Genomic DNA, 25756 nt, shown 5'->3' on the forward strand with positions numbered 1-25756 from the left:
TCTAATGCCTGAGGCAAAGCTGTGATCGAAAATTTGCGTAACATCGCCATTATTGCCCACGTTGACCATGGTAAGACCACCCTGGTTGATAAGCTGCTGCAACAATCCGGTACTTTCGGAGAGCGTGTAGAAGCCACCGAACGCGTAATGGACTCCAACGATTTGGAGAAAGAGCGTGGGATTACCATCCTCGCTAAAAACACCGCCATTAATTGGAAAGACTACCGCATCAACATCGTGGATACCCCAGGACACGCCGACTTCGGCGGTGAGGTTGAGCGTGTGATGTCAATGGTTGACTCGGTGCTGCTGGTTGTGGACGCAATGGATGGCCCAATGCCGCAAACCCGTTTCGTGACCAAAAAAGCCTTCGCTAATGGTCTGAAGCCGATCGTGGTAATCAACAAGGTTGACCGTCCAGGCGCACGTCCTGATTGGGTTGTTGATCAGGTCTTCGACCTGTTCGTTAACCTTGATGCGACCGACGAGCAGCTCGACTTCCCAATCATCTATGCTTCTGCACTGATGGGGATCGCGGGTACTGACCACAATGAGATGGCGGAAGACATGACCCCGCTGTATCAAGCGATCGTAGACCACGTGTCTGCACCGCAGGTTGAGCTCGAAGCACCATTCCAGATGCAGATCTCTCAGCTGGACTACAACAACTACGTGGGCGTTATCGGCATCGGCCGTATCAAGCGTGGTAAGGTCAAGCCGAACCAACAGATCACTATCATTGATAGCGAAGGCAAAACCCGTAACGGTAAAGTTGCCAAGGTTCTGACTCACATGGGTCTGGAGCGTATCGAAGCGCCTATCGCTGAAGCTGGCGACATCATCGCTATCACCGGTCTGGGCGAGCTGAACATCTCTGACACCATCTGTGATGTGAATGCGGTTGAAGCGCTGCCGGCACTGTCCGTTGATGAACCGACCGTAACCATGTACTTCAACGTCAACACCTCTCCGTTCTGTGGTAAAGAAGGCAAGTACGTGACTTCACGTCAGATTCTTGACCGTCTGAACAAAGAGCTGGTGCACAACGTGGCACTGCGTGTTGAAGAAACCGAAGATGCTGATGCATTCCGCGTATCTGGCCGTGGTGAACTTCACCTGTCGGTTCTGATCGAAAACATGCGTCGTGAAGGTTTCGAGCTGGCGGTTTCCCGTCCTAAAGTTATCAACCGTAAAATCGATGGCCGCATGCAAGAGCCATTCGAAAACGTGACGCTGGATATCGAAGAACAGCACCAGGGTTCAGTCATGCAAGCCATGGGTGAGCGCAAAGGTGACGTTAAGGACATGATCCCAGACGGCAAAGGTCGTATTCGTCTGGATTACCTGATCCCTGCGCGTGGCCTGATCGGTTTCCGTACCGAGTTCATGACCATGACTTCCGGTACCGGTCTGCTGTACTCCACCTTCAGCCACTACGATGACGTGCGCCAGGGTGAAATCGGCCAGCGCCAGAACGGCGTGCTGATCTCTAACGGCCAGGGCAAAGCGGTAGCATTCGCCTTGTTCGGTCTGCAAGATCGCGGCAAGCTGTTCCTGGGTCACGGTGCGGAAGTGTATGAAGGCCAGATCATCGGTATTCACTCACGTTCTAACGACCTGACCGTGAACTGCCTGACCGGTAAGAAGCTGACCAACATGCGTGCTTCCGGTACTGACGAAGCGACTACCCTGGTTCCGGCTATCAAGATGTCCCTGGAGCAAGCTCTGGAATTCATCGATGATGACGAACTGGTAGAAGTAACGCCAACGTCCGTACGTATTCGTAAACGTCATCTGACTGAAAACGATCGTAAGCGTGCAAGCCGCGGTCCTAAAGAAGCTTAATCGCTGATTTAGTCTGCAACACTTAGGGCGCGTCCAGCGCCCTGAGTTTTTTCCTCTGCCTTTTCCCATTTCTGCCGCGTGCTATACGCTTTTCTGCCTGCTCTCTATTCAGCCCCTGTTTTTCCCGCTACAGTAAAATCTCACCGGCCCATCAGGAGAGGACTATGCTGTATATCTTTGATTTAGGTAATGTGATCGTCGATATCGATTTCAAACGTGTACTGGGTGTATGGAGCAATTTAAGCGGTACGCCGCTGGCGGTATTGTCCGAGCGTTTCACCATGGGCGAGTTGTTCCAACAGCATGAGCGCGGTGAAATCAGCGATGAAGATTTTGCTGAACGGTTGAGTGATGAAATGGGTATCGCCCTAAGCTTCGAACAGTTCGCTACCGGTTGGCAGGCGGTGTTTGTCGCCCTGCGCCCGGAAGTGATCGACATCATGAAACGTCTGCGCAGTGAAGGCCACCGTGTGGTGGTGCTGTCGAACACCAATCGCCTGCACTGTAACTATTGGCCACAGCACTACCCACAAGTGGCCGAAGCCGCCGATCATCTCTACCTGTCTCAGGATATTGGCATGCGCAAACCGGACGCCAATATCTATCAGCACGTGCTTAACGCCGAAAATACCCCATCGGAGCAGGCTGTGTTTTTTGACGATGTGGCGGCTAATGTGGCAGCGGCTGAGGCGCTGGGCATTAAAGGGGTGCACGTGACCGACCGCGACGTGGTGCCGGCTTATTTTGCCCAATGACCGCGAAGGGTTAAGCTTAAGGCGTACAAACTGACATCAAGGAGTGGCCATGTCATTTTTCCGCCGCAAGAAGCTGCCTTCTGCGATCAAACCCAGCGTCACCTTTGGGCGGCTGCTGATTAAGCGCGTCGACAGCGATGGCCTGACCATGCTGGCGGGCCATTTGGCTTATGTTTCCCTGTTGTCGCTGGTGCCTTTGGTGACCGTGGTGTTCGCGCTATTTGCTGCGTTCCCGATGTTCTCCGATATCAGCGTCCAACTGAAAAGCTTTATCTTCTCCAACTTCATGCCGGCCGCCGGCAACGTGATCCAGAGTTATCTGGAGCAGTTTGTTGCCAACTCCAACAAGATGACTGCCGTCGGTACCTGTGGGCTGATTGTCACCGCGCTGTTGTTGATCTCCTCGGTAGACAGCGTGCTGAACACCATCTGGCGTAGCAAAAACAAGCGTCCAATCGTGTTTTCGTTCGCGGTGTACTGGATGGTTCTGACCCTGGGGCCGCTGTTGGTCGGTGCCAGCATGGCGATCAGCTCCTATCTGCTGTCGCTCAATTGGTTGGCGCAGACCGGTGTTAACAGCCTGGTGGATCAGGTGCTGCGTATTTTCCCGCTGATCCTGTCATGGATATCCTTCTGGCTGCTGTATTGCATTGTGCCGACGGTACGGGTACCGCCCAAGGATGCGTTGATTGGTGCGCTGGTGGCCGGCTTGCTGTTTGAGCTGGGCAAGAAGGGTTTTGCCTTGTACGTCACCATGTTCCCGTCTTATCAGCTGATTTACGGCGTGCTGGCGGTGATCCCCATTTTATTCCTCTGGGTCTACTGGAGCTGGTGTATCGTGTTACTCGGCGCGGAAATCACGGTGACCATCGGGGAATACCGCGACTACCGCCAACAGAAGGCAGAACAACAGGCTCAGCCACCAGAAGGGCAGTTATGATTGCGTTAATTCAACGGGTATTAAATGCCAGCGTCACGGTCGAAGGCCAGACGGTAGGCAACATAGGCCCGGGTTTGTTAGTGTTATTGGGCGTGGAGCAGGATGATAACGAGCAGAAAGCCGTGCGCCTGTGTGAGCGTGTGTTGGGGTACCGCATCTTTGGTGACGAGAACGACAAGATGAATCTCAATGTGCAACAGGCAGGGGGCAGCCTGCTGGTGGTCTCGCAGTTCACGCTGGTGGCCGACACGCAAAAAGGTATGCGCCCTAGTTTTTCGCGCGGTGCGGTACCGCAGGAAGCCGATCGGTTATACCAATATTTTGTTGGCCAGTGCCGCGAGCGCGGCATAGAAACTCAAACCGGTGAGTTTGCGGCTGACATGAAAGTCGCGCTGGTGAACGACGGACCAGTGACGTTTTGGCTTCAAGTTTAAGTATTCTGAGAGAGAAGGCGTCTATGTATCACCTACGAGTACCGGTAACAGAACAAGAACTGAAGGATTATTACCAGTTCCGCTGGGAAATGCTGCGCAAGCCGCTGCACCAGCCGGTGGGGTCGGAAAAGGATGCCTATGACGCCATGGCGCATCACCAAATGGTGGTGGACGAGGGCGGAAAAATTGTCGCTATTGGGCGACTGTATATCAACGCGGACAACGAGGCGGCGATTCGTTTTCTGGCGGTAGATCCGACGGTGCAGGACAAAGGCCTGGGGACGCTGGTGGCCATGACTCTCGAGTCCGTGGCGCGCCAGGAGAGTGTTAAGCGGGTAGTCTGCAGCGCTCGTGAGGATGCGGTGGATTTCTTTGCCAAACTTGGCTTCGTTAATCAGGGCGAGATCACCGCGCCGCAAACTACGCCGATTCGCCACTTTTTGATGATCAAACCCGTGGCGACGCTGGATGACATTTTGCATCGCCCCGACTGGTGCGGTCAGTTGCAGCAGGCCTGGTACGACCATATCCCGCTCAGTGAGAAAATGGGCGTGCGCATCAGCCAATATACCGGCCAGCGTTTTGTCACCACCATGCCTGAGATAGGCAACCAGAATCCGCACCATACGCTGTTTGCCGGCAGCCTGTTCTCCCTGGCGACACTGACCGCATGGGGGCTAATCTGGCTGTTGCTGCGTGAGCGTCATTTGGGCGGCACTATTATTCTGGCGGATGCCCATATCCGTTACAGCAAGCCGATTACCGGCCGGCCGCGAGCGGTGGCGGATCTCAGTTCATTGAGCGGGGATTTAGCCCGCCTGGCGCGTGGTCGCCGTGCTCGTGTACAGGCGGAAGTCCATCTGTTCGGCGACGATGACAGAGGGGCGGTGTTTGAAGGCACTTACATGGTGTTGCCGGCCGAACCGGAAGTTCCCCTCGATCAGGGCGGTTGTGAGGCGATAGACAGTTGATGCTGTGGCCCTCTCGGTGCAGAGAGGGCCAATCCAAAATCAAGGCAGTTGTTGTTCCAGCGTTTGCCCTGCATTGCTGGTGGCCTTTAATTGACCCTGCAATGAAGCCTTGAATGGCCCATCACTGTTCAGCAAGCCTTTCAACTGTAATTGCAGGCTACCGTCACCTTCCAGTGGAACCGGTTGCCATCCCCATTGTTGCAAGGTGTTCACCGGTACCGAACGCCCATTCAGCGAAAGCGTAAAAGGCTTGCCCGGCAACTGCTCGATGGTGGCTTTGGCTTCCAGCAATCCCTGCGGCATAAAGGCGCTGAGATCGGTGACGTTGATCTGCCCGTCATTAGCGTTCAGCGCCAACGATGGGCGGCGAACGTCTATCTTGTTGAAGGTGGCTTCGCTGCCGTTGAGATTCAGCGTGCCGGACCAGATACCCCACTGGTGATCGCGCGCCAGTAACAGGTTGCTGCCGTAACCGTCCAGCGCGGTGACCTGGAACGGGAAAGCCGGGTTGATGTCGATGATAAGATTGCGGTTGGTGGTCAGCTTGTTGACGTAGACCTCCGCCAGCCAGTGCGGCAGCGTTTGTAGCCACAACCCGCGCCAGTTGCTTGGCAAGGTGTATTCCAACGCGGCGACCGCCACCTCATCCAGTTGCAGGCGATTATTAGCGCGCAGCCAGTTGCCGGAGGTACGCAATAGGCCACCTTCCCAGCGGGTGGTGAACTGCTGAATAGCGATACCCGCTGGTGAGAGACGCATATTCATGATCGGATCAATCAGGTGGAAACCGCCATTGATCAGATCGCTGGCGTTGAAGTTCAGCGAACCGTCCAGACTACTCCAGTCGCCCTGCTGGAAGGTGACGTTTTGCAGCGACAGGTCGAGATCGTTGAACGCCCACTCTTTACCTTCCAGCCGGGCATCGATCAGATCAAAACGTTTAAGCGTGATCGGCGGCAGGGCGGTAAAGCGCTGCCAGAATTGTTCCAGCGTCAGTGGCGTTTGCATGCGCACACCACTCAGCCGCAGGCGTTCTACCAGCCAGCTGCCGTCAGCGGTGCGGGTGGCTACGCCAGTCAAATCACCTTGCGCCAGATCGGCGCCGAAGTTGCTGAGCAGCAACTGGTTTTGTTTAAGCTCGCCCTGCACCAATACCTGTGAGGCTGGGATGCCGTTCAGCGTCATGGAACCGGCGCTGAACTGGAACTGATTATTTTCACCCAAGGGATGACCGGCGTTGGGCTGCCATGGCGTAATACCGGCATTGACCTGTTGGGCATCCAGCTGCCAGGTTTCATCGTTGGATTGCAGCGCCATATTGCTCAGTTGCAGCACATTGGCCTGTATCGGCAATACCGAATTCTGCTGTGGGAGCTTAAGCGTCCCCTCGCGTAGCGTGACGCTATGGAAATAACGCGGTTCGGTGATTTGGCGCAGGCTGAGCCCGAGGTCTACCTGTTTGGCTATCAGCGATGGCGGCTGATTTTTTGTTGCCAACCGAACGTCTTCCAGGCTGATTTGGCTCGGTTGGTCCCACGAGTGCGAGATCTTCGCCACCGACAGTTGGTATTCGCTGTTATCGCTGACCCAGCGGCTGATCCAGCCGGCTGCCCAACGGGTTTGCCCAATGACGTACAACAGCGCAATGGCAAGCACTACCAGCAGCAGCAACGTCAGCAACAGTTTTCCGATAAATTTCATCGTCTACATCCGCATCGGTCAAAAAAGATACCCTGTTTATGCCGTAATTGGCTGGGCATCTCAAGTGCAATGGTCTGATAGGCAATAAAAAACGGCCGCAAGCGACCGTTTAACCGTCAGTGCGGCTGATTACGGCTTTTCGTGTTCGTGCGGGAACACCAGATTCAGCACGATGGCGGTGATCCCCCCGGCAGCAATGCCTGAGGAGAGCAGGGTTTTCAGCCAGTCCGGCGCGAACTGCAGGATCAGCGGTTGCTGGGAAACGCCCATGCCCACCGCCAGCGACAGCGCCATGATCATGATTGCACGGCGGTTCAGTCGTTCGCGCGACACGATACGCACACCGGATGCAGCGATGGTACCGAACATCACCAGGGTTGCGCCGCCCAATACTGGCTCAGGAATGTGTTGCACGAATCCGGCTACCGCCGGGAACAACCCCAACAGGATCAGCATCAGTGCCACCACGAAACCGACATAACGGCTGGCAACGCCGGTCAGCTGGATCACCCCATTGTTCTGACCAAAGCAGGAGTTGGGGAAGGTGTTGAACACCGCTGACAGCATTGAGTTCAGACCGTTGGCCAGCACGCCGCCCTTCAGGCGCTTCATATACAGCGGGCCGCTGACCGGCTGTTCCGACACGTCCGAGGTGGCGGTGATATCGCCAATGGTTTCCAGTGAGGTGACCATAAAGATCAGCATCAGTGGCAACAGCAGGTTCCAGTCAAAGCCCAGACCGTAATACAGCGGCGTTGGGATGATGATTGCTGCCGTCTCGGGAACCGGTTGGCTTGATGGCAGCATGTCCATGGCCCAGGCCAGCAGATAACCGACCGCCATGGCAATCACCAGAGAGGCGACGCGCAGGTACGGGTTGCGCTGACGGTTTAGCAAGATAATCACCAATAATACCGCACCGGCCAGCATCAGGTTTTTGGGGGCACCGAAGCTACCCCCGTTCATCGCGGCATAGCCACCGCCGATGGAGGTCAACCCAACCTGGATCAGCGATAAACCGATAATCATCACCACGATGCCGGAAACCAGCGGGGTGATAATACGTCGTGCCAGGTGCAGCACGCGTGATAGCAAGATCTCGGTGCAGGAGGCGACCATCAGTGTGCCAAACAGCGCTGCCATCATGGTTGGCACGTCGGCCCCGCCGTTTTTCAGCGCCAGCCCACCCATAATCAGCGGTGCAACAAAGTTAAAACTGGTGCCCTGAATTGACAGCAGACCGGAACCGACCGGCCCCCAGGTTTTAATTTGCAGGATAGAGGCCAGACCGGAGGCAAACAGCGACATGCTGATGATGTGTTGAGTATCCTGTGCCGGTAAACCTAACGCCTGACAGATCAACAGAGCCGGGGTGATCACTGCGACAAACATTGCCAACAGGTGCTGACTAGCGGCAAACAGCGTCTGAGGCAGTGGTGGGCGGTCTTCCAGGCGATAAATCAGTTCACTGTTGCGGGCAGGGGAGGATGCTTTTTGCACAGCATCGAGCTCGGCGGATGGCATGGTCATGGTGTGGCATTTCCAGAAACGGCAAAGCAGGTATTTTAATGATTTACCTCACGAAAGCAAACGGTTGCGCGTTAATGTTTTGTTAGTGTTATCGCCGGTTATGTCGCATTTTTATTCATTTTTTCTTGTGTTATCAGCGTTTTTTCCTTCTAATCCTGCACTCATCAAGTTTTAAAAACTAAGCGGTTTTCTATAACTTATTATTTCTTAATTGGATCTTTCCCCTTACATGGAGTACCTGGATGTTTCATCTTGATACTTATGGCACGTTAGTCGCGGCAACATTGGTTTTGCTCCTTGGGGGCAAATGCGTTACCAGCATTCCCCTGTTGAGAAAATACACTATCCCCGCACCTGTCGCCGGTGGCTTACTGGTGGCGCTCCTGTTGTTAGCCCTGAAAAAGCTCGTTAACTGGGAAATCAGCTTCGATATGTCGCTGAAGGACCCATTGATGCTGGCTTTCTTCGCCACCATCGGTCTGAATGCCAACCTGGCGCGCTTGCGTGCGGGCGGTAAGGCATTAATGGTGTTCCTGTTTGTGGTGCTGGGCCTGCTGCTGGTGCAGAACGCCATCGGCATCGGCATGGCGAAAATGCTGGGTCTGGATCCGCTGATGGGTCTGATTGCCGGCTCCATCACCTTGTCCGGTGGCCATGGCACCGGGGCGGCCTGGAGCAAGCTGTTTATCGAACGCTACGGGTTTGAAAACGCCACGGAAGTGGCGATGGCCTGTGCCACCTTCGGGCTGGTACTGGGTGGCCTGATCGGCGGGCCGGTGGCGCGTTATCTGGTGAAGCATTCGTCCACGCCGGAAGGCACACCGGACGACAGTGTCCAGCCAAGCGGTTTTGAAAAGCCGGAAAGCGGCCGTTTGATCACCTCGCTGGTCATGGTTGAAACCATCGCCATGATCGCCATCTGTTTGAGCCTGGGTCAGTTGATCTCAGGCTTGCTGAGTGGCACGGTGTTTGAATTGCCAAACTTCGTCTGCGTGCTGTTTGTCGGCGTGATCCTCAGCAACACCCTGGCTTTCACCGGTTTTTATACCGTGTTTGAACGTGCGGTATCGGTGCTGGGCAACGTCAGCCTATCGCTGTTCCTGGCCATGGCGCTGATGAGCCTGCGATTGTGGGAGCTGGCTTCGCTGGCCTTGCCGATGCTGGCGATCCTGGCGGTACAAACGCTGGTGATGGCGCTGTACGCCATTTTCGTCACCTATCGGGTGATGGGTAAAAATTACGATGCAGCGGTACTGGCCGCGGGCCACTGTGGCTTCGGTATGGGCGCGACGCCAACGGCGATCGCCAATATGCAGGCGATTACCGATCGCTTCGGCCCATCACACCTGGCGTTTCTGGTGGTGCCAATGGTCGGGGCGTTCTTTATTGATATTGCCAATGCGATTGTGATTAAGCTGTATCTGCTGCTGCCGATATTCCCGGTTATTGGCTGATTAACGGGTAGTAATAAACGAAAAGGGCGCCGATTGGCGCCCTTTTCTATGGTAGGGGGATTAGGCGTTGGAGTAACGCGCTTTTTCCGGTAACCAGCGTTCAATCAAGGCTCGAGCATGTTCCGGATACTGCTGATGGATATGGCGGGCGACGCGTTGCACTTCCGGGATCATTGCCTGATCGCGCAGTAAATCGGCCACTTTGAACTCTGCACTGCCGGTTTGACGTGTGCCCAGCAACTCACCGGGGCCGCGGATCTCCAGATCTTGCTGCGCAATAACGAAGCCATCATTGCTGTCACGCAGCACCTGCAGGCGCTTTTGTGCCGTTTTGCTCAGCGGCGTTTTGTACAACAAAACACAGTGTGACGCGACAGCACCACGACCCACGCGGCCGCGTAGCTGATGCAGCTGCGCCAGCCCCAACCGCTCCGGGTTTTCGATGATCATCAGGCTGGCATTTGGTACGTCGACACCGACTTCGATCACCGTCGTTGCCACCAACAGCTGCAGTTCGCCTTGTTTAAAGGCCTGCATCACCGCCTGCTTCTCTTGTGCTTTCATACGGCCATGTATCAGCGCGACTTTCAGCTCCGGCAACGCGACTTTCAGTTCCTCCCAGGTGGCTTCTGCCGCCTGGGCCTCCAGCACCTCAGACTCCTCGATCAGCGTACAAACCCAATACGCCTGTCGGCCTTCTTCGATGCAGGCGTTTTTCACTCGCTGAATAATATCGGCACGGCGGGTATCGGGAATGGCGACGGTAGTGACCGGCGTTCTGCCTGGGGGCAGCTCGTCGATCACCGAAGTGTCGAGATCGGCATAGGCGGTCATCGCCAGCGTGCGTGGGATGGGCGTGGCGGTCATGATCAACTGATGGGCATGGAAGCCTTGCTCCTCCCCCTTTTCCCACAGGGCAAGCCGCTGGTGTACGCCAAAACGATGCTGTTCGTCGATGATCACCAGTGCCAGGCCGGAGAACTGCACCTGTTCCTGGAAGATGGCGTGCGTACCGACCACCATCGACACCTGCCCACTGGCAATTGCCTCTTGCTGCGCGATACGCGCTTTACCTTTTTGCTTGCCGGCCAGCCAGCCGACTTGAAGCCCCAGCGGTTCAAACCACTGGCGGAAATTGTTGGCGTGCTGTTCGGCCAGCAGCTCCGTTGGCGCCATCAGCGCCACCTGCTTGCCGTGAGCGATAGCGCGCAACGCGGCTAGCGCAGCCACCAGTGTTTTGCCGGAGCCGACGTCGCCCTGTACCAGTCGCATCATCGGGAAACCTTTTTGCATATCGGCTTCGATATCGGCCACCACGCGGTCTTGCGCCCCGGTCGGTGAAAACGGCAACTGGGCGAGGAATTGCTTTTTAAGCCGGTCATCCGGCATCAGCGGCAGCGCCTGATAGCTCTGGGCACCGGCTCGTACCGCCAGCATGCTGAGGTTGTGCGCCAGCAGCTCTTCCAGGATCAGACGTTTTTGTGCCGGGTGTTTACCCAGTTCCAAATCCGCTAACTGGATATCCGGCGGTGGGCGATGCAGGGTATGCAACGCCTGTGGCAGGCTCATTAACCCACCGCTCAGTTCTGGCGGCAGCAGTTCGGCAATGGCGCAGGTATCCAATAGCTCCAGCGCCTGATCGGTCAGTTTACGCAGCGTGGCCTGCCGAATGCCTTCGGTGGTGGGGTAGACCGGCGTCAGTGACTCTTGCAGCTCAACCTCACTGCTTTCTCCCTGAATGCGGTATTCCGGGTGAATAATTTCTGCGCCGTGATTACCACGTTTGACTTCACCATAGGCGGTGACACGACGGCCGTTGGCCAGGCTGTTCTTCATCGCCGCATTGAAGTTGAAGAAGCGCATGGTGAGTAGGCCGGTACCGTCACTGATCTGGCAGGTCAGCATGCGTCGACGACCAAAGCTGATGTCTGTGCGCAGTACTTCGCCTTCCACTGTGGCAAAAATGCCCGATTGCAGATCGTTTATTGGATAGAGGCGGGTGCGGTCTTCATAGCGCAGCGGCAGGTGCAGCAGCAAATCCTGAATGGTTTCCAGGCCAATTTTGGCCAGTTTACCTGCCTGGCTGGCGCCAACCCCGGAAAGTGTGGTGAGTGGGACAGCATCCAGCAGGCGGCCTTTCATTTACGTACCGTCGCTTGCATGGTTGCCCACCATTCGGCATCGGCGACCACCTGGCCCTGCTCATCAATGTGTGGGCGCGGCAGCCTTTTACGCTTGGCCACGTTGGCCAGTACCGGATAGCCGCCTTCAAACAGCAGACGTTGCTGCTCTTCCTGGTCGAGCATGCTGTGCTCACGGCGATACATACCGGCATTTTGCCGCTGGCGTTGCGCTTCGTACAAGATCAGTGCCGAGGCGACCGACACGTTAAGCGACTGCACCATACCGATCATCGGAATGATGATGTCCTGGTCGGCAAGCCGCAGGGCCTCTTCGGTGATGCCGGTTTTTTCCTGACCCAGCAGCACGCAGGTTGGGCGGGTGTAATCCACCTCACGGAAGTCGACTGCGCGGGCTGACAGGTTAGTCGCCAGAATTTGCATACCCTGATCTTTCAGATGGGTCACGGCGTCGACAATGGTGGGATGGGTTTTGACATTCACCCAGCTGTTGCTGCCAGCCGCGGAAGAAACCAAGGTGCGCATGCGCGGGGTTGGCCACACGGCATGCACCTGATGCACGCCGACGGCGTCGGCGGTGCGGATGATGGCGGAGACGTTATGCGGTTTGTGCACCTGTTCCAGGCAGACCGTTAAATCCGGCTGCCGGGTAGCCAGCATTTCACAAATCCGCGCATAGCGTTCAGGGCTCATAAGCGCTAATTTCGGTTACGGTTAACTTTAATGACATCCGGCATGATACGGATTTTACGCATAATATTTGCCAGATGGATGCGATCGCGGGTGGTCAAGCGGATAAAGGCGCTATAAACCCGGCCGTCTTTTTCTTCGGTATTCAGGCTTTGGATATTGGACTCAGCCGCATTGATAGCCGCCGTCAGGTTGGCCAGCGCCCCCTGATGGTTAAACATGTCCACTTTGATCTCGGCAATGAATTCTTGCTCAATGTCTTTATCCCACTCTACCGCCATGAATTTCTCAGGCTCTTTCTGGTAGCCGCGGATATTCCGGCAGGACTCATGGTGGATCACCAGGCCTTTGCCTGGACTGACGTGGGCGATGATCGGGTCACCTGGAATAGGTCGGCAGCATTTGGCGAAGGTGATCAGTACGCCGTCTGCGCCCTTGATCGCCAGGTTACGCACTCCGGAGGACATGCCCAGATTGGACTGGTCACCCTGCAGGTTTTTCGCTACCACCACGCTCATGGCATTGCCTAAGCCGATTTCAGCCAGCAAATCATCCAGCGTTGCCAGCTTCATGCGATCCAACTCGTGCTGGATATTTTCCGGTGGGATCTCTGTCAGTTTGCGGCTGCCGCCTAACGCATGATTCAACAAGCGACGGCCGAGGCTGACCGAATCATCGCGTTTGAGGTTCTTCAGCATCTGGCGGATTTTGGCGCGTGCTTTTGAGCTGACGACAAAGTTCAGCCAGGCGGCGTTGGGTCGTGCGCCCGGTGCGGTGATAATTTCGACCGTTTGGCCGCTACTCAGTGGCTGCGACAGCGGGTACGGCTGACGATCGACCCGCGCACCAACGCAGGCGTGGCCGATATCGGTGTGTACCGCGTAGGCGAAGTCGACCGGCGTTGCGCCCGCAGGCAATTCGACAATGCGGCCTTCCGGGGTGAAAACGTAAATCTCATCCGGGAACAGATCGGATTTTACGCTCTCGATAAATTCAAACGAACTGCCGGCGCTTTGTTGCAGCTCCAGCAAGCTTTGCATCCAGCGCTGAGCGCGGATTTGTGCGGTGGTGCCTGTTTCGCCCTGTTCTTTTTCTTTATAAGCCCAGTGCGCGGCGACCCCCATTTCGGCCATCTGATCCATATCTTCGGTACGGATCTGCACCTCAACCGGTACGCCGTGTGGGCCGATCAATGAAGTGTGCAGCGATTGATAGCCGTTGGCCTTGGGAATGGCGATATAGTCTTTGACCCTGCCCGGACGCGGTTTGTACAGGCTGTGAGCCTGACCCAGTACGCGGTAGCAGGTGTCGACTTCCTTCACGATCACCCGGAACGCGTAGATATCCATAATTGAATGGAAACGCTGTTCTTTCAGGTGCATCTTGAGGTAGATGGAATACAGATGTTTTTCTCGCCCGCTGACGCGACAGGGTATGCCGGCCTCGGTCAGTCGCCCTTCGATCTCAGCGAGAATCTTCTGGATCATCTCTTTACGGTTACCGCGCGCGGCTTTCACCACTTCTTTGATTACGCGATAGCGGTTCGGGTACAACGCCTCAAAACCCAGCTCTTCCAGCTCGGTTTTCAGGTGGTGAATACCCAGACGATGGGCCAGAGGGCTGTAGATTTCCAGGGTTTCACGCGCAATACGCCGCCGTTTATCAGGGCGAAGCGAACCGAGGGTGCGCATGTTGTGCGTACGGTCGGCCAGCTTGATCAACACGACGCGGATATCCTGCACCATCGCCATGATCATCTTGCGGAAGTTTTCCGCCTGCGCTTCTTTTTTATCCTGGAACTTCAGCTTGTCGAGCTTGGATACGCCTTCAACCAATTCGGCAACGCTTTTGCCGAACAGCTGTTCCATATCCTGGTAGGTGGCCGGGGTGTCTTCGATGACGTCGTGCAGCAATGCTGCCATCAGCGTCTCATGGTCGAGACGCATTTCCGCCAGAATGCAGGCCACGGCAACCGGGTGAGTAATGTAGGGCTCACCGCTGGAGCGTGTCTGTCCCTCGTGAGCATCACGTGCAACGAGGTATGCCTGTTTGAGGCGCTTAATCTGCTCCTCAGGCAGGTAACGTTGAATCAGCAGATTCAGGCTTTCAAACAGGTACAAAGGCAGACTCGCAGTCTAATTAACGACGACCTTCAGCAATGGCGGTAACCGCTTGAATCTCTGCGGCTTCCTGCTCTTGCTGCTCCTGACGATCACGAACATCGAGGATCTGGCTGGTGATCAGGCCTTCTTCGATTTCGCGCAGCGCGATAACGGTGTACTTGTCGTTTTCTTCCGGAACAAGTGCATCTTTACCGCCAGTCTGGATTTGACGTGCCCGACGAGCAGCGACCAACACCAGGTCAAAACGGTTACCAATTTTCTCTACAGCGTCTTGAACAGTTACGCGTGCCATATTTGTGCTACTCCACAGGTGACGAAAAGACTGGGCATAATACTGAAACTGTCTTCAGTCTGCCAATAGTTTGCTGATTAAAGCGTCATGCCGCAGTAATTGGCGGCCTAAACGCAGGCGCTCGGCGCGAATAATGGTTTTCAGATCGGACAGAGCCAAGTCGAAATCATCATTCACAATTAAATAATCATACTCCGCGTAGTGCGCCATTTCCGCCACGGCTTGCGCCATGCGTTTAGCGATCACTTCATCAGAGTCTTGCCCGCGTCCACGCAGGCGACGATCAAGTTCTTCCTTCGACGGCGGCAAAATAAAGATGCTGCGTGCCTGGGGCATTTTTGCGCGAATCTGCTGCGCGCCCTGCCAGTCGATATCCAGGAAAACGTCTACACCGGTCGACAGCACCTGCTCAATGGCGGCGCGTGAGGTCCCGTAATAGTTGCCGAACACTTCGGCGTGCTCAAGAAAGGCATCCTGCTCAATCATTCGGCAGAATTCATCTTTTGAGACGAAGAAATAATGATCGCCATGCTGTTCACCCGGGCGGCTGTCGCGCGTGGTGTGCGAAACCGAAACCTGCGTGTCGTACAGCGGTTGCGTCTTTAACAAAGCCTGAATCAGACTTGATTTCCCTGCGCCACTGGGGGCAGAGACAATATAAAGTGTGCCTTGAGCCATGATGATGTTCGTTGGTAGCGGTTGATATGCCAATAACAGCGGATGTGTATTTTCTCCGCACAGTATACACGGCTAACGAGCCGGATGCAGCGTTAGCTCGCATTTTGCCCGCCGCTTTATGCTGAAAAAACCTCAAACAGACGGGTTTGCGCAGCTTATCGCTAAATTTTGGCGTTTTTCTGCAATGCGCTCTGCCCTTCTCGAGCTGCTTTGCAGAACGACTGATTGGCCATTGCCGCGTCTCCACTTCCCGGATTTACTGCCGGTTATCAGGGAGGTGCACAATGCGTAAAGGTGTGATGGGGATCGGGATGATCCTGCTGGGCTGTTTGGTGTTTAGCGAGCCGCTGTGGGCGGAGTCTTGCCCAACATGGCGGCCGGAGCGGTTGCAACTGGAGATAACCACGTTAAAAAACCAGCTTGAGCACTGGGATGTGGCTTATTACCAACAGGGAAACAGTTTGGTTGAAGATGAAGTTTACGACAGCCTGCGCAAAAAACTGCAGCTGTGGCTAGCTTGCGCCGGGCTGGCACCGGCAGAGGAGTCTGTGCCGCTTTTACCTGCGGGCAAGTTGTCGCACCCGGTTGCGCATACCGGATTACGCAAATTGCCGGATCCTGCCGCAGTGGCCCAATGGTTGCACGGCCGCAGTGACCTCTGGGTTCAGCCAAAGGTGGACGGCGTAGCCATTACGCTGGTTTATCGTGACGGAGTCTTGGTGTCGGCGATCAGCCGGGGGGACGGGCTAAAGGGGGAAAACTGGCTGGAAAATGTGCGTGCCATACCGGCGGTGCCCACTGGCATCAAGGATGCGCCGCAGACGCTGACTCTGCAAGGTGAGCTGTTTCTGATGGTGAACGGTCATCAACAAAAACGTAGTGGTGGCATCAATGCCCGGGCTAAGGTTGCCGGTGCGTTGATGAAAAAGAGGCCTTCACCGGTACTGCAGCAGATTGGCCTGTTTGTCTGGGCATGGCCGGACGGTCCGCAAGCGATGCCGCAGCGTTTACACCAGCTTGCTGCTATGGGGTTCCCTTTGACCCTGGCTTATTCGCAACCGGTGAAATCATTGGTGCAAGTGCAGCAATGGCGAGATCGCTGGTACCAGGCCGCTTTGCCTTTCGTTACCGATGGCGTGGTGATCCATCAGGCGCGTTCACCGCAGGGAAGGTACTGGCAAGCGAAGCCCGGTGATTGGGCCGTTGCCTGGAAGTATTCTCCGGCGCAGCAGGTTGCGCAGGTCAATGGCGTCGAATTCAATGTGGGGCGAACCGGAAAAATTGCCGTGGTGCTGCGCCTTGAGCCTGTCAGGCTGGACGACAAATGGGTGACTCGGGTTAACCTCGGCTCACTACCACGTTGGCGGCAATGGGCGGTTGTGCCGGGAGATCAGGTGGTAATCAGCCTGATGGGGCATGGCATTCCGCATCTTAATAAGGTGGTCTGGCGGGTAAAAGAGAGGTCGATGCCCAGTGCGCCATCCGCAGAACATTATCACCCGTTGAGTTGCTTTAGTTGGCGGCCGGATTGCCGTCAGCAATTTCTTGCCCGGCTGGTGTGGCTGAGCGGCCGACAGGGGTTAAATCTCCACGGCGTCAACGAATCTACCTGGCAGGCACTCATCGATCAGGGGCTGGTACGGCATCTGTTGGATTGGTTGGTGCTGACGCCGGAACAGTTGATGTCTGCCCCTGGTATTGGCGGTAAGCGAGGGCAGAGCATTTACCGGCAGTTTCAACTGGCGCGGCAGCAGCCTTTTGCCCGCTGGTTAATCGCCTTAGGCGCGCCGCTGTCCCCGCAGCAAGCGGTGACGTTGAGAAGTTGGCATCAGGTTCAGCAATTGCCCGCCGAAGCATGGCGGACGATGGCCGGTATTGGAACCAAAAGGGCGCGGCAGATTGTCGATTTTCTCCAGCACCCACCGCTGCTGGCGTTGGTCAGCACGTTGGCATCCCAGCAAATAACCAGCTTCGCCTCTGAGGTGGATCTTATTAATGATCCGGATGCTGGTAATTAAATACCGGTAGACCCAGACGAAAGCGCAGGGCGAGTAAGCGGGCGCTGAGGCCGACGACCAGCGTGATGATCACCACCAGGTTATGCGGCAGGCTGAAGTGTTGCAGGCCGATATACAACCAGGCGGCGCCAAAGGAGATACCGGCATAGATTTCCTTCTGGAATACCAGTGGAATGCGGTTACAGAGCATATCGCGCAGTACGCCACCGAACACGCCGGTGATCACGGCGGCAATCGCGGCGATGATGGCACCGTGCCCCATATCCAGTGCGACTTGCGCACCGATGATTGAAAACACAATCAGACCAACGGCATCCAAAACCAGGAATAGGCGACGCAGATGACGCATCAGTGGCGCCAGCCAGGTGGTAACAATCGCGGCAATGGCGACGATAACAATATATTCAGGATGTTTGACCCACCCCAATGGAAAATGCCCGAGCAGCATATCTCGCACCGAACCGCCACCGATCGCGGTGGCCGAAGCGATAATAATTACGCCAAACATATCCATCTGGCGACGGCCGGCAGCCAGTGCGCCGGTCATGGCTTCGGCAGTGATGCCGATGATATAAAGAACGCTCAGTAACATAAGGTATTCACAGGGTGGGCAGGAATGAGTGTAATGGTGGAAGGGTAATCGCCGACGGGGTACATCGCTACTGAGTTTTTCTAACGGGTGATGTTTCGGATTACTTTAATTAATCCATTGTTGATTGGATTTACTTGTTTATTGCCTTTTCTAACCTCTTATTTCTAACGGAAGTATTAGAAATTTAGTGTTAGTTTCTATGGCTGACTATATTTATTGCACTCGGTCCGAGGCTGCGTGTCGATGGCGGATAATGGCATTCATTAAGGAACATAAAGATAAATGAAAAATACTCCCATGCTGGCGACGGCCGTAACGGCGGCCTTACTGTTGAGCGGCTGTGTTGCTCCGGTTCCGAACACCGTGCAGCAAAAGCCAGCGACTTGCTCAGTAGGCGATCCCATGACGCAAACCACGCTGTATTTTGGTCTGAACCGCCCGACGGGACCGGTGATTAGCGCAGCAGAGTGGCAGAGTTTTGTGGATCGGCAAGTGACGCCGCGCTTTAAAGATGGGCTGTCGGTATTTGATGCCAAAGGACAGTGGCTGGGTAATGACGGCAAGCTGGCACGTGAGAACAGCAAAGCGTTGATGCTGGTCCATGCACCGGGCAAGGAAAGTGAAACCAATATTGAGGCGCTGCGTAGCAGCTATAAGCAACAGTTTGCGCAGGATTCTGTGATGCGGGTTGATGCGCCGGTGTGTGTCGCGTTCTGAGGAAGTCCCGGCCCGCAGGCCGGGATACGAGTTTGGCTTACAGCACCAGCCCGGCGATTGCCGCCGAAAGCAGGCTGACCAGCGTTGAGCCGTAGACCAGTTTCAGGCCAAAACGAGAAACCACGTTGCCCTGTCGCTCGTTAAGCCCTTTGATTGCCCCGGCCACGATGCCGATAGAGGCAAAGTTGGCGAAGGACACCAGGAATACCGACAGGATGCCCAGGCCGCGTGGTGTTAGCTCCGCAGCGATTTTCTTCAATTCAATCATTGCCACAAATTCATTGGCTACCAGCTTGGTCGCCATGATGCTGCCTGCCCGCAGCGCATCCGGTGCCGGGATGCCGATTAACCAGGCCAACGGGTAGAATACATAGCCCAGGATCTGCTGGAAGCTGATACCGAACACGGCGGAGAACAGGGCGTTTACCGCAGAAATCAGTGCAATAAAGCCGATCAGCATGGCAGCGATAATCATCGCAATTTTGAAGCCCGCCAAAATGTACTCGCCCAGCATTTCAAAGAAGCTCTGATTTTCATGCAGCTTGCTCAGCTTCAATTCAGGCTCATCGTCCAACTGATAAGGGTTGATGATCGACAAAATGATAAAGGTACTGAACATATTGAGGATCAGCGCTGCAACCACGTATTGCGCATCGATCATCGACATATAGGCGCCAACGATGGACATGGATACTGTCGACATGGCAGTAGCCGCCATGGTGTACATGCGGCGTGGCGAGATATCGCCAATGATGCCCTTATAAGCGATAAAGTTTTCCGATTGTCCGAGCACCAGCGTGCTGACGGCGTTGAAAGACTCCAGCTTGCCCATACCGTTAACTTTGGACAGCAGAGTGCCAACCACACGGATAATCAGCGGTAAAATGCGGAAATGTTGCAAAATGCCGATTAGCGCAGAAATAAAGATTATCGGGCACAAAACCCCCAGGAAGATAAACGCCAACCCGTCTTTGCTCATGCCACCAAACACAAAGTCAGAACCTTGCGCGGCGTATGTCAGCAGCGTCTCAAAGAAGCCAGCGACGTGTCTGATGACGCTAAGGCCACTTTCTGAATGCAGGAAGAAATAGGCGAGGGCACCTTCGATGACCAGAAGCTGAATAATATAGCGCAGGCGGATTTTCTTGCGGTCATTGCTGACTAACAGGGCCAGGGCGATGATCACCACCAGGGCAAAAATAAATTGCAGAATTTGCGGCATAAAGGGTCCGTACAGCTTGCGGGCATGAAAAAAACACATTTAGCCACAGCTTAGCCCTCCTTTCATTACCTTAGGTGATAATCGGAATAAAATACTTTCAGTCAGCGAGATAAGTTACCGATTGCCACCCGTGCCCACTGGGTCACAGTTTTTCATAAACCCACACCGCTCCGTATCCGATGCATTTTTTGCGTTGTGACGCGCAAAGCTTCGTCGCTTCCAGGGTTATTGCCTAAAGTAAAGGCCTGGAACCCAATGCTCAGAATGTCCCACGGGTTGCGCTAATAGATTGGTTTATTAAGGATTAACCATGAAAATAGTCTGACATTTTGTCGCAGAAATTCAGCGAAATTTTTTCTCAGGATGAGGAGACCAATGATCGACACCATTTGGGATGAAGAAGAGAAACAACGATTGCAAGAAAGCCACGCCGCGGGCATGACGCTGGAAGTGATGAGCAGTGAATTTGAACGCTCGACCTGGGGAATTGCCGTGCAGCTGCAGAAAATGGGGCTGATTACCGAAGAGCAGGTGGCTGGTTTACCCAGAGCATAGCCGTAAAAAAGCCCGCTGACGCGGGCTTAAGCGAATGAAGAACATATCACTCGATGTTCTGGATCTGCTCACGCATCTGCTCGATCAACACTTTCAGCTCGATGGCGGAAGTGGTGACTTCGGCATTGATGGACTTGGATGCCAAGGTATTAGATTCGCGGTTGAACTCCTGCATCATAAAGTCGAGGCGACGGCCCACGGCTTCTTTCTTCTTCAGGATGTTGTGCGTTTCTTTTACGTGGGCTTCCAGACGGTCCAACTCTTCGGCGACGTCAATACGCTGCGCCATCAACACCAGTTCCTGTTCCAAACGGGTGTTTTCCAGTTGTACCTGAGCTTCTTCCAGCTTGCTGACCAAACGCTCACGCTGCCATTGCAGAATGTTTGGCATCTGGGCCCGTACCTTGATCACTTCGGCGCTAACGCCGTCCAGGCGCTGTTCAATCAGCGCTTTCAGTGCGGTACCTTCGCTTTCGCGAGCAATGATGAAGTCATCCAGTGCCCCGTCCAGCGCCTGCATTAGCTGTGCGCTGATAGCGTCCAGATCCTGCTCCTGGGCAGACATCACGCCTGGCCAACGCAGTACGTCGATAGGATCAATTTCCCCTTCGTCGCTTTGCATTTTTACCCAGTTGGCAGCTTCAACCAGCTGCTTGGCCAGCTTTTCGTTCAGGATCATTGAGCTTTGCGCGCTCGGGTCCAGTTCGAAACGCAGGTTGCATTCCACTTTGCCGCGGGTCAGGCGGCCACGAATACGTTCGCGGATCACCGGCTCCAGGCTGCGGAATTGCTCTGGCAGGCGAATGTAGGTTTCTAGATAGCGTTGGTTCACGGAACGCAGCTCCCAAGCTGCGCTGCCCCATTCACCCTTGATTTCACGCCGGGCGTAGGCTGTCATGCTGCGGATCATTGATGCGTACCCGTAATAGGAAAAGATGGGGCGATTATAGCGTTGGAGATGCGGGCAGGATAGGCATTACGTCACGAAGCCCGTATAATGCGCAGCCAATCGTTGATTAGAAGCCGGAGAGAGCCCATGCGTCCTGCAGGCAGAGCACCACAACAAGTTCGCCCACTGACACTGACCCGTCACTATACCAAACACGCGGAAGGCTCCGTGCTGGTTGAGTTTGGCGATACCAAAGTTTTGTGCACCGCCACGGTAGAAGAGGGCGTTCCGCGCTTCCTGAAAGGTCAGGGCCAGGGTTGGATCACCGCTGAATACGGCATGTTGCCGCGTTCTACCCACAGCCGTAACGCCCGCGAAGCCGCAAAAGGCAAGCAGGGTGGCCGCACGCTGGAAATCCAGCGCCTGATCGCCCGTTCGCTGCGTGCAGCGGTAGATCTGAAAAAACTCGGTGAGTTCACCATCACGCTTGACTGCGACGTCTTGCAGGCCGATGGTGGCACCCGTACCGCGTCTATTTCCGGTGCCTGCGTTGCGCTGGCCGATGCGTTGAATGCGCTGGTGGCTAACGGCAAGCTGAAAGCCAACCCGATGAAAGGGCTGGTCGCCGCAGTTTCTGTTGGTATCGTTAACGGCGAAGCGCTGTGCGATTTGGAGTATGTCGAAGACTCCGCAGCAGAAACCGATATGAACGTGGTGATGATGGAAGATGGCCGCATGATCGAGGTGCAGGGCACCGCCGAGGGCGAGCCGTTCAGCCACGATGAGTTACTGGCGCTGTTGGCGCTGGCTCGAGGGGGCATCGATACCATCTTCCAGGCGCAGAAAGCGGCGCTGGCAGACTAATTATTAAGGCGACTCAAGGGTCGCCTTTTTTACGCCCGGCGATCGGGCGGCAGTATTAACAGATCTAACCGACCAGACGAGGAGAAGCAGCAATGAAAGCCTATCAGCGCCAGTTTATCGAGTTCGCGCTTAACAAGCAGGTATTGAAATTCGGCGAGTTCACCCTGAAATCCGGTCGTACCAGCCCGTATTTCTTTAATGCCGGCCTGTTTAATACCGGGCGTGATCTCGCGCTGTTAGGGCGTTTCTATGCCGAAGCGCTGGTGGATTCCGGTATCGAGTTCGACCTGCTGTTTGGCCCAGCCTACAAAGGGATCCCGATCGCGACCACCACAGCCGTCGCGTTGGCAGAGCACCATGAGCGCGATGTGCCGTACTGCTTTAACCGTAAAGAAGCCAAGACCCATGGTGAGGGTGGCACGCTGGTAGGCAGCCCGCTGCAAGGCCGAGTGATGTTGGTAGACGACGTTATCACTGCAGGTACAGCGATCCGTGAATCAATGGAAATCATTGGCGCCGGCGGCGCGCGGCTTGCCGGGGTGCTGATTTCCCTCGATCGTCAGGAGCGCGGCCGTGCGGATATTTCGGCCATTCAGGAAGTTGAGCGTGATTATCACTGTAAGGTGATTTCCATCGTGACGCTGAAGGATTTGATTGTTTATCTGGAAGAGAAACCGGAAATGGCGGATCACCTGGCGGCGGTTCGCGCTTATCGCGAGCAGTACGGGGTTTAACGCGGGATTTACTATGCCGGGCGCACCAAATGCACCCGGCATAGGGTTTATTGCAGCTGTGCCGCCAACAGTGGCCAGCGGCCATCAAATTCTTGCGTTGGGCGGTAGCGGAATTCGGAGCGTACGTAGCGTGACAGCATGCCTTCACAGAACGCCAGTAACTGGCTGGCCAGCAGCGTTTCATCCACGATAAAGCCTTTTCCTTCCCGCAGTTTGCGTTCTTTCAACACCTGACGCAGCTGCGCCTCGATGCGTTCAAACAGCTGGTTGATTCGCCCCTGCAGTCGATCTTGCTCAAACATTAATGCATGACCGGTCATGATACGCGTCAGGCCCGGGTTGCGTTCGGCAAACCCCAGTACCAGTAACAGAATCAACCGCAGGCGGTTAAATGTCTCTTTCTCATCCTGCAGGATTAGGTTGATGCGCGTGATCAGGCTGTCTTCAATAAACTCGATCAGGCTGTCGAACATCCGTGTCTTGCTGGGAAAGTGCCGGTACAGTGCAGCTTCGGAGACTCCGACGTTAGCGGCAAGTTTAGCGGTGGTAATACGTTGGCTGCCGTCGCTGGATTCCAGCATCTGAGCTAATGCCTGCAGTATTTCCTCGCGCCGGTTCCTTTTGATTTTTTCTTTTTCTGCCATGTCTGATTAGACCCTTGCTAAAACTGCTTAGACTTTCGAAAACCCGGGCACCGGCCGCTGCAGAGATATCTCTGTGCGGCTTATGTGATAGCTTTTTTACGATGCTGGGGTCAGCGGCCTTAACGACCTGTATTCTCCGCGCGCCCTGGTCTGCGCTGAAATCGTAGCCGGCCAAACCTAGCCGTAGAGCTGTCCTTCTCTCTGGGGTGGCAAGATTTCAGGTGACGTTTCCCTGTCGGCAATCGGGTATCGCTTAGTGGCGGCCGGAGTGACCAAAACCACCGGCACCACGTTCGCTGCTGTCGAACTCTTCAACCAGATTGAACTCAGCTTGTACCACCGGCACAAATACCATCTGTGCGATACGTTCACCGGGTTCAATAGTGAAGGATTTTTGACCGCGGTTCCAGACGGAAACCATCAGTTGACCCTGATAATCGGAATCGATCAGGCCGACCAGGTTGCCCAGTACGACGCCGTGTTTATGGCCCAGACCGGAACGTGGCAAGATTACTGCCGCAAGATCGGTATCTGCGATGTGAATAGCCAGGCCGGTAGGCAGTAGCGTAGTTTCACCCGGTGCCAGTTCAACGGCGCTGTCCAGACAGGCGCGCAGATCCAGGCCGGCAGAGCCTGGGGTGGCGTAGGTTGGTAATGGGAAATCCTGTCCGATACGTGGGTCGAGGATTTTAACGTCGATTTTTTTCTTCATAACGGCTGACTATCTCGTCTATTAAACGTTGGCCAAGGAGTGCCTTGTCGCTCAGCGCCAGGCGCTTTTCTCCATCCTGCCAAAAAAGGTGCAAGGCATTGGTGTCACTGTTAAACCCATGCTCTGCAAGCGATACATCATTAGCGCAAATTAAATCCAGTTTCTTACGCGCCAGTTTTTGTCGCGCGTATTCTTCCACATTCTGGGTTTCGGCGGCAAACCCCACGACAAAGGGGCGATTTTTGGTCATTGCGGCAACGCCGGCAACGATATCGGGGTTTTTTACCATTTTGAGGATGATTTCATCACCCTGTTTTTTAATTTTTTCATCGGAAATCTGCTCGGCACGGTAGTCGGCCACGGCAGCACAGGAAATAAAAATATTCTGCGCAGCAGCGCGTTGCTGCACCGCTTGCTCCATTTCCAACGCGCTGACGACGTCAACCCGGGTGACCCAGGGTGGCGTTGGCTGGTTGACTGGCCCCGCGATCAACGTGACCTGTGCACCCCGTGCTGCGGCGGCACGGGCGATGGCAAAGCCCATTTTACCTGAGCTGTGGTTGCTAATGAACCGCACCGGATCCAAGGCTTCGCGCGTCGGGCCGGCGGTGAGCATAATCTTTAAATGTTGCAGATCTTGTGGCGTAGAGAAATGGCTGTTCGCCAGTTCGACAATTTCCAGCGGATCGAGCATGCGCCCCGGGCCGATGTCACCACAGGCCTGGCTGCCGCTGTCTGGTCCCCACAGCAGCATACCGCGTGCCTGCAGAGTGCGCAGGTTGGCCTGAGTCGCGACGGCGCGGTACATCTGTTGGTTCATGGCGGGCGCGGCGGCGATCGGTGCCGCCGTGGCCAGGCAAAGGGTAGTCAGCAGATCGTTGGCCATGCCGGCTGCGACGCGTGCCAGCAGATCGGCGGTAGCCGGAGCCAGGATCACCAGGTCTGCCCATTTACCGAGTTCGATATGGCCCATCGCCGCTTCGGCGGCGGGATCCAGCAGATCGTCTGAGACCGGATAACCGGAAACGGCCTGCAGAGTCAGCGGCGTAATAAAGGCTTTCGCCGCGTTGGTCATTACCACACGCACTTCCGCGCCTCTGTCACGCAGGCGGCGTACCAGTTCCGGGCATTTGTAGGCGGCGATGCCGCCACTGATGCCAAGCACAATATGTTTGCCGGAAAGTCCCGTCATCATGATTGTCCGATTGAATCCGAAAGATGTGCCATTTTAGCATAACCGCCAGACAGGTGAGCG

The 25756-nt window shown here is 55.3% G+C and carries 24 protein-coding genes; 11 read left to right on the forward strand and 13 right to left on the reverse strand.

Going from position 1 to position 25756, the window contains the following annotated elements:
* The first annotated feature begins 21 nt into the window (after window positions 1–21).
* The 5 genes from typA (at window position 22) to fabY (ending at window position 4945) form a co-directional block, all read left to right on the forward strand.
* Window positions 22–1845 carry a ribosome-dependent GTPase TypA gene (typA, locus tag F8R23_RS23190; protein WP_012147548.1) on the forward strand — a complete coding sequence of 608 codons (1824 nt, stop codon included), beginning with the start codon at window positions 22–24 and terminating at the stop codon, window positions 1843–1845.
* A gap of 164 nt (window positions 1846–2009) precedes the next feature.
* Window positions 2010–2600 (forward strand): glucose-1-phosphatase, encoded by a 591-nt coding sequence (gene yihX / locus F8R23_RS23195; protein WP_099063933.1) that lies wholly within the window; start codon window positions 2010–2012, stop codon window positions 2598–2600.
* A 49-nt stretch (window positions 2601–2649) separates the two neighbouring features.
* Complete coding sequence (locus F8R23_RS23200; RefSeq protein WP_099063932.1) at window positions 2650–3540, forward strand: virulence factor BrkB family protein; 891 nt, start codon at window positions 2650–2652, stop codon at window positions 3538–3540.
* The gene (dtd, locus tag F8R23_RS23205) at window positions 3537–3974 is read left to right on the forward strand and encodes a D-aminoacyl-tRNA deacylase (protein ID WP_012147545.1); all 438 of its coding nucleotides are present in this window, start codon (window positions 3537–3539) and stop codon (window positions 3972–3974) included. The genes F8R23_RS23200 and dtd overlap by 4 nt, the downstream gene beginning before the upstream one ends.
* A gap of 23 nt (window positions 3975–3997) precedes the next feature.
* Window positions 3998–4945: a fatty acid biosynthesis protein FabY gene (gene fabY / locus F8R23_RS23210; RefSeq protein WP_099063931.1), complete on the forward strand. Its 948-nt coding sequence runs from the start codon at window positions 3998–4000 to the stop codon at window positions 4943–4945.
* A gap of 39 nt (window positions 4946–4984) precedes the next feature.
* Here fabY and F8R23_RS23215 read toward each other — a convergent pair whose 3' ends face one another.
* Both F8R23_RS23215 and F8R23_RS23220 read right to left on the reverse strand, forming a co-directional pair.
* Entirely contained in the window at window positions 4985–6646 is a 1662-nt protein-coding gene (locus F8R23_RS23215; protein ID WP_151416069.1) for an AsmA family protein, read from the reverse strand.
* A 129-nt stretch (window positions 6647–6775) separates the two neighbouring features.
* On the reverse strand, window positions 6776–8176 hold the full coding sequence (locus tag F8R23_RS23220) for a nucleobase:cation symporter-2 family protein (RefSeq protein ID WP_112349264.1): 1401 nt from the start codon (window positions 8174–8176) through the stop codon (window positions 6776–6778).
* Window positions 8177–8418: 242 nt separating this feature from the next.
* Between F8R23_RS23220 and gltS the strand changes: the two genes are divergently transcribed.
* Window positions 8419–9630 carry a sodium/glutamate symporter gene (gene gltS / locus F8R23_RS23225; protein ID WP_099063928.1) on the forward strand — a complete coding sequence of 404 codons (1212 nt, stop codon included), beginning with the start codon at window positions 8419–8421 and terminating at the stop codon, window positions 9628–9630.
* 60 nt (window positions 9631–9690) lie between these two features.
* On the opposite strand, the gene recG is transcribed toward gltS, so the two are convergent.
* From recG to gmk, 5 genes are read right to left on the reverse strand one after another with little or no spacing between them, the layout of a single operon-like run.
* Window positions 9691–11772 (reverse strand): ATP-dependent DNA helicase RecG, encoded by a 2082-nt coding sequence (gene recG, locus F8R23_RS23230; protein WP_129936333.1) that lies wholly within the window; start codon window positions 11770–11772, stop codon window positions 9691–9693.
* On the reverse strand, window positions 11769–12464 hold the full coding sequence (gene trmH, locus F8R23_RS23235; RefSeq protein WP_099063926.1) for a tRNA (guanosine(18)-2'-O)-methyltransferase TrmH: 696 nt from the start codon (window positions 12462–12464) through the stop codon (window positions 11769–11771). Before trmH ends, recG begins: the two co-directional genes overlap by 4 nt.
* A 5-nt stretch (window positions 12465–12469) precedes the next feature.
* A complete protein-coding gene (gene spoT / locus F8R23_RS23240; RefSeq protein ID WP_129936334.1) occupies window positions 12470–14581 on the reverse strand; it encodes a bifunctional GTP diphosphokinase/guanosine-3',5'-bis pyrophosphate 3'-pyrophosphohydrolase in 2112 nt (703 codons plus the stop codon).
* A 19-nt stretch (window positions 14582–14600) separates the two neighbouring features.
* Entirely contained in the window at window positions 14601–14876 is a 276-nt protein-coding gene (gene rpoZ, locus F8R23_RS23245) for a DNA-directed RNA polymerase subunit omega (protein ID WP_004953385.1), read from the reverse strand.
* A 54-nt stretch (window positions 14877–14930) separates the two neighbouring features.
* On the reverse strand, window positions 14931–15554 hold the full coding sequence (gmk, locus tag F8R23_RS23250; RefSeq protein WP_099063925.1) for a guanylate kinase: 624 nt from the start codon (window positions 15552–15554) through the stop codon (window positions 14931–14933).
* A gap of 311 nt (window positions 15555–15865) precedes the next feature.
* Here gmk and ligB point away from each other — a divergent pair, with 311 nt between their 5' ends.
* Window positions 15866–17572, forward strand: coding sequence for an NAD-dependent DNA ligase LigB (gene ligB / locus F8R23_RS23255; protein WP_390900954.1), 1707 nt, complete (start codon window positions 15866–15868; stop codon window positions 17570–17572).
* Here the strand turns inward: ligB and F8R23_RS23260 are convergent.
* Window positions 17547–18164, reverse strand: coding sequence for a trimeric intracellular cation channel family protein (locus tag F8R23_RS23260; RefSeq protein WP_129936337.1), 618 nt, complete (start codon window positions 18162–18164; stop codon window positions 17547–17549). The two genes, ligB and F8R23_RS23260, sit on opposite strands and share 26 nt — an antisense overlap.
* Window positions 18165–18446: 282 nt before the next feature.
* Between F8R23_RS23260 and F8R23_RS23265 the strand changes: the two genes are divergently transcribed.
* Window positions 18447–18881, forward strand: a complete 435-nt coding sequence (locus F8R23_RS23265) for a DUF3574 domain-containing protein (protein ID WP_112349259.1) — start codon at window positions 18447–18449, stop codon at window positions 18879–18881.
* Between the two features lie 37 nt (window positions 18882–18918).
* Here F8R23_RS23265 and F8R23_RS23270 read toward each other — a convergent pair whose 3' ends face one another.
* Complete coding sequence (locus F8R23_RS23270) at window positions 18919–20103, reverse strand: NupC/NupG family nucleoside CNT transporter (RefSeq protein WP_151416070.1); 1185 nt, start codon at window positions 20101–20103, stop codon at window positions 18919–18921.
* A 375-nt stretch (window positions 20104–20478) separates the two neighbouring features.
* Between F8R23_RS23270 and F8R23_RS23275 the strand changes: the two genes are divergently transcribed.
* Window positions 20479–20658 (forward strand): hypothetical protein, encoded by a 180-nt coding sequence (locus tag F8R23_RS23275; protein ID WP_129936338.1) that lies wholly within the window; start codon window positions 20479–20481, stop codon window positions 20656–20658.
* A 46-nt stretch (window positions 20659–20704) separates the two neighbouring features.
* On the opposite strand, the gene F8R23_RS23280 is transcribed toward F8R23_RS23275, so the two are convergent.
* Window positions 20705–21568 (reverse strand): YicC/YloC family endoribonuclease, encoded by an 864-nt coding sequence (locus F8R23_RS23280; RefSeq protein WP_112349257.1) that lies wholly within the window; start codon window positions 21566–21568, stop codon window positions 20705–20707.
* Window positions 21569–21694: 126 nt separating this feature from the next.
* Here F8R23_RS23280 and rph point away from each other — a divergent pair, with 126 nt between their 5' ends.
* The gene (gene rph / locus F8R23_RS23285) at window positions 21695–22411 is read left to right on the forward strand and encodes a ribonuclease PH (protein WP_012147518.1); all 717 of its coding nucleotides are present in this window, start codon (window positions 21695–21697) and stop codon (window positions 22409–22411) included.
* Between the two features lie 92 nt (window positions 22412–22503).
* Window positions 22504–23145: an orotate phosphoribosyltransferase gene (gene pyrE, locus F8R23_RS23290; RefSeq protein WP_085120062.1), complete on the forward strand. Its 642-nt coding sequence runs from the start codon at window positions 22504–22506 to the stop codon at window positions 23143–23145.
* 47 nt (window positions 23146–23192) lie between these two features.
* Here the strand turns inward: pyrE and slmA are convergent, their stop codons facing one another.
* From slmA to coaBC, 3 genes are all read right to left on the reverse strand, one after another.
* Entirely contained in the window at window positions 23193–23789 is a 597-nt protein-coding gene (gene slmA, locus F8R23_RS23295) for a nucleoid occlusion factor SlmA (RefSeq protein WP_012147516.1), read from the reverse strand.
* Between the two features lie 253 nt (window positions 23790–24042).
* Window positions 24043–24501, reverse strand: coding sequence for a dUTP diphosphatase (gene dut / locus F8R23_RS23300; RefSeq protein ID WP_085120061.1), 459 nt, complete (start codon window positions 24499–24501; stop codon window positions 24043–24045).
* Window positions 24479–25696, reverse strand: a complete 1218-nt coding sequence (gene coaBC / locus F8R23_RS23305) for a bifunctional phosphopantothenoylcysteine decarboxylase/phosphopantothenate--cysteine ligase CoaBC (protein ID WP_165366393.1) — start codon at window positions 25694–25696, stop codon at window positions 24479–24481. The genes dut and coaBC overlap by 23 nt, the downstream gene beginning before the upstream one ends.
* Between the last annotated feature and the right edge of the window lie 60 nt (window positions 25697–25756).

Source organism: Serratia proteamaculans, from assembly GCF_008830365.1.
Classification (GTDB): domain Bacteria; phylum Pseudomonadota; class Gammaproteobacteria; order Enterobacterales; family Enterobacteriaceae; genus Serratia; species Serratia proteamaculans.

Excerpts from the sequence above, each read along its gene's own strand:
- yihX (WP_099063933.1), top strand. The coding sequence starts at position 2,010 with ATGCTGTATATCTTTGATTTAGGTAATGTGATCGTCGATATCGATTTC.
- F8R23_RS23200 (WP_099063932.1), top strand. The coding sequence starts at position 2,650 with ATGTCATTTTTCCGCCGCAAGAAGCTGCCTTCTGCGATCAAACCCAGC.
- dtd (WP_012147545.1), top strand. The coding sequence starts at position 3,537 with ATGATTGCGTTAATTCAACGGGTATTAAATGCCAGCGTCACGGTCGAA.
- fabY (WP_099063931.1), top strand. The coding sequence starts at position 3,998 with ATGTATCACCTACGAGTACCGGTAACAGAACAAGAACTGAAGGATTAT.
- F8R23_RS23215 (WP_151416069.1), bottom strand. The coding sequence starts at position 6,646 with ATGAAATTTATCGGAAAACTGTTGCTGACGTTGCTGCTGCTGGTAGTG.
- F8R23_RS23220 (WP_112349264.1), bottom strand. The coding sequence starts at position 8,176 with ATGACCATGCCATCCGCCGAGCTCGATGCTGTGCAAAAAGCATCCTCC.
- gltS (WP_099063928.1), top strand. The coding sequence starts at position 8,419 with ATGTTTCATCTTGATACTTATGGCACGTTAGTCGCGGCAACATTGGTT.
- recG (WP_129936333.1), bottom strand. The coding sequence starts at position 11,772 with ATGAAAGGCCGCCTGCTGGATGCTGTCCCACTCACCACACTTTCCGGG.
- trmH (WP_099063926.1), bottom strand. The coding sequence starts at position 12,464 with ATGAGCCCTGAACGCTATGCGCGGATTTGTGAAATGCTGGCTACCCGG.
- rpoZ (WP_004953385.1), bottom strand. The coding sequence starts at position 14,876 with ATGGCACGCGTAACTGTTCAAGACGCTGTAGAGAAAATTGGTAACCGT.
- gmk (WP_099063925.1), bottom strand. The coding sequence starts at position 15,554 with ATGGCTCAAGGCACACTTTATATTGTCTCTGCCCCCAGTGGCGCAGGG.
- ligB (WP_390900954.1), top strand. The coding sequence starts at position 15,866 with ATGATCCTGCTGGGCTGTTTGGTGTTTAGCGAGCCGCTGTGGGCGGAG.
- F8R23_RS23260 (WP_129936337.1), bottom strand. The coding sequence starts at position 18,164 with ATGTTACTGAGCGTTCTTTATATCATCGGCATCACTGCCGAAGCCATG.
- F8R23_RS23265 (WP_112349259.1), top strand. The coding sequence starts at position 18,447 with ATGAAAAATACTCCCATGCTGGCGACGGCCGTAACGGCGGCCTTACTG.
- F8R23_RS23270 (WP_151416070.1), bottom strand. The coding sequence starts at position 20,103 with ATGCCGCAAATTCTGCAATTTATTTTTGCCCTGGTGGTGATCATCGCC.
- F8R23_RS23275 (WP_129936338.1), top strand. The coding sequence starts at position 20,479 with ATGATCGACACCATTTGGGATGAAGAAGAGAAACAACGATTGCAAGAA.
- F8R23_RS23280 (WP_112349257.1), bottom strand. The coding sequence starts at position 21,568 with ATGATCCGCAGCATGACAGCCTACGCCCGGCGTGAAATCAAGGGTGAA.
- rph (WP_012147518.1), top strand. The coding sequence starts at position 21,695 with ATGCGTCCTGCAGGCAGAGCACCACAACAAGTTCGCCCACTGACACTG.
- pyrE (WP_085120062.1), top strand. The coding sequence starts at position 22,504 with ATGAAAGCCTATCAGCGCCAGTTTATCGAGTTCGCGCTTAACAAGCAG.
- slmA (WP_012147516.1), bottom strand. The coding sequence starts at position 23,789 with ATGGCAGAAAAAGAAAAAATCAAAAGGAACCGGCGCGAGGAAATACTG.
- dut (WP_085120061.1), bottom strand. The coding sequence starts at position 24,501 with ATGAAGAAAAAAATCGACGTTAAAATCCTCGACCCACGTATCGGACAG.
- coaBC (WP_165366393.1), bottom strand. The coding sequence starts at position 25,696 with ATGATGACGGGACTTTCCGGCAAACATATTGTGCTTGGCATCAGTGGC.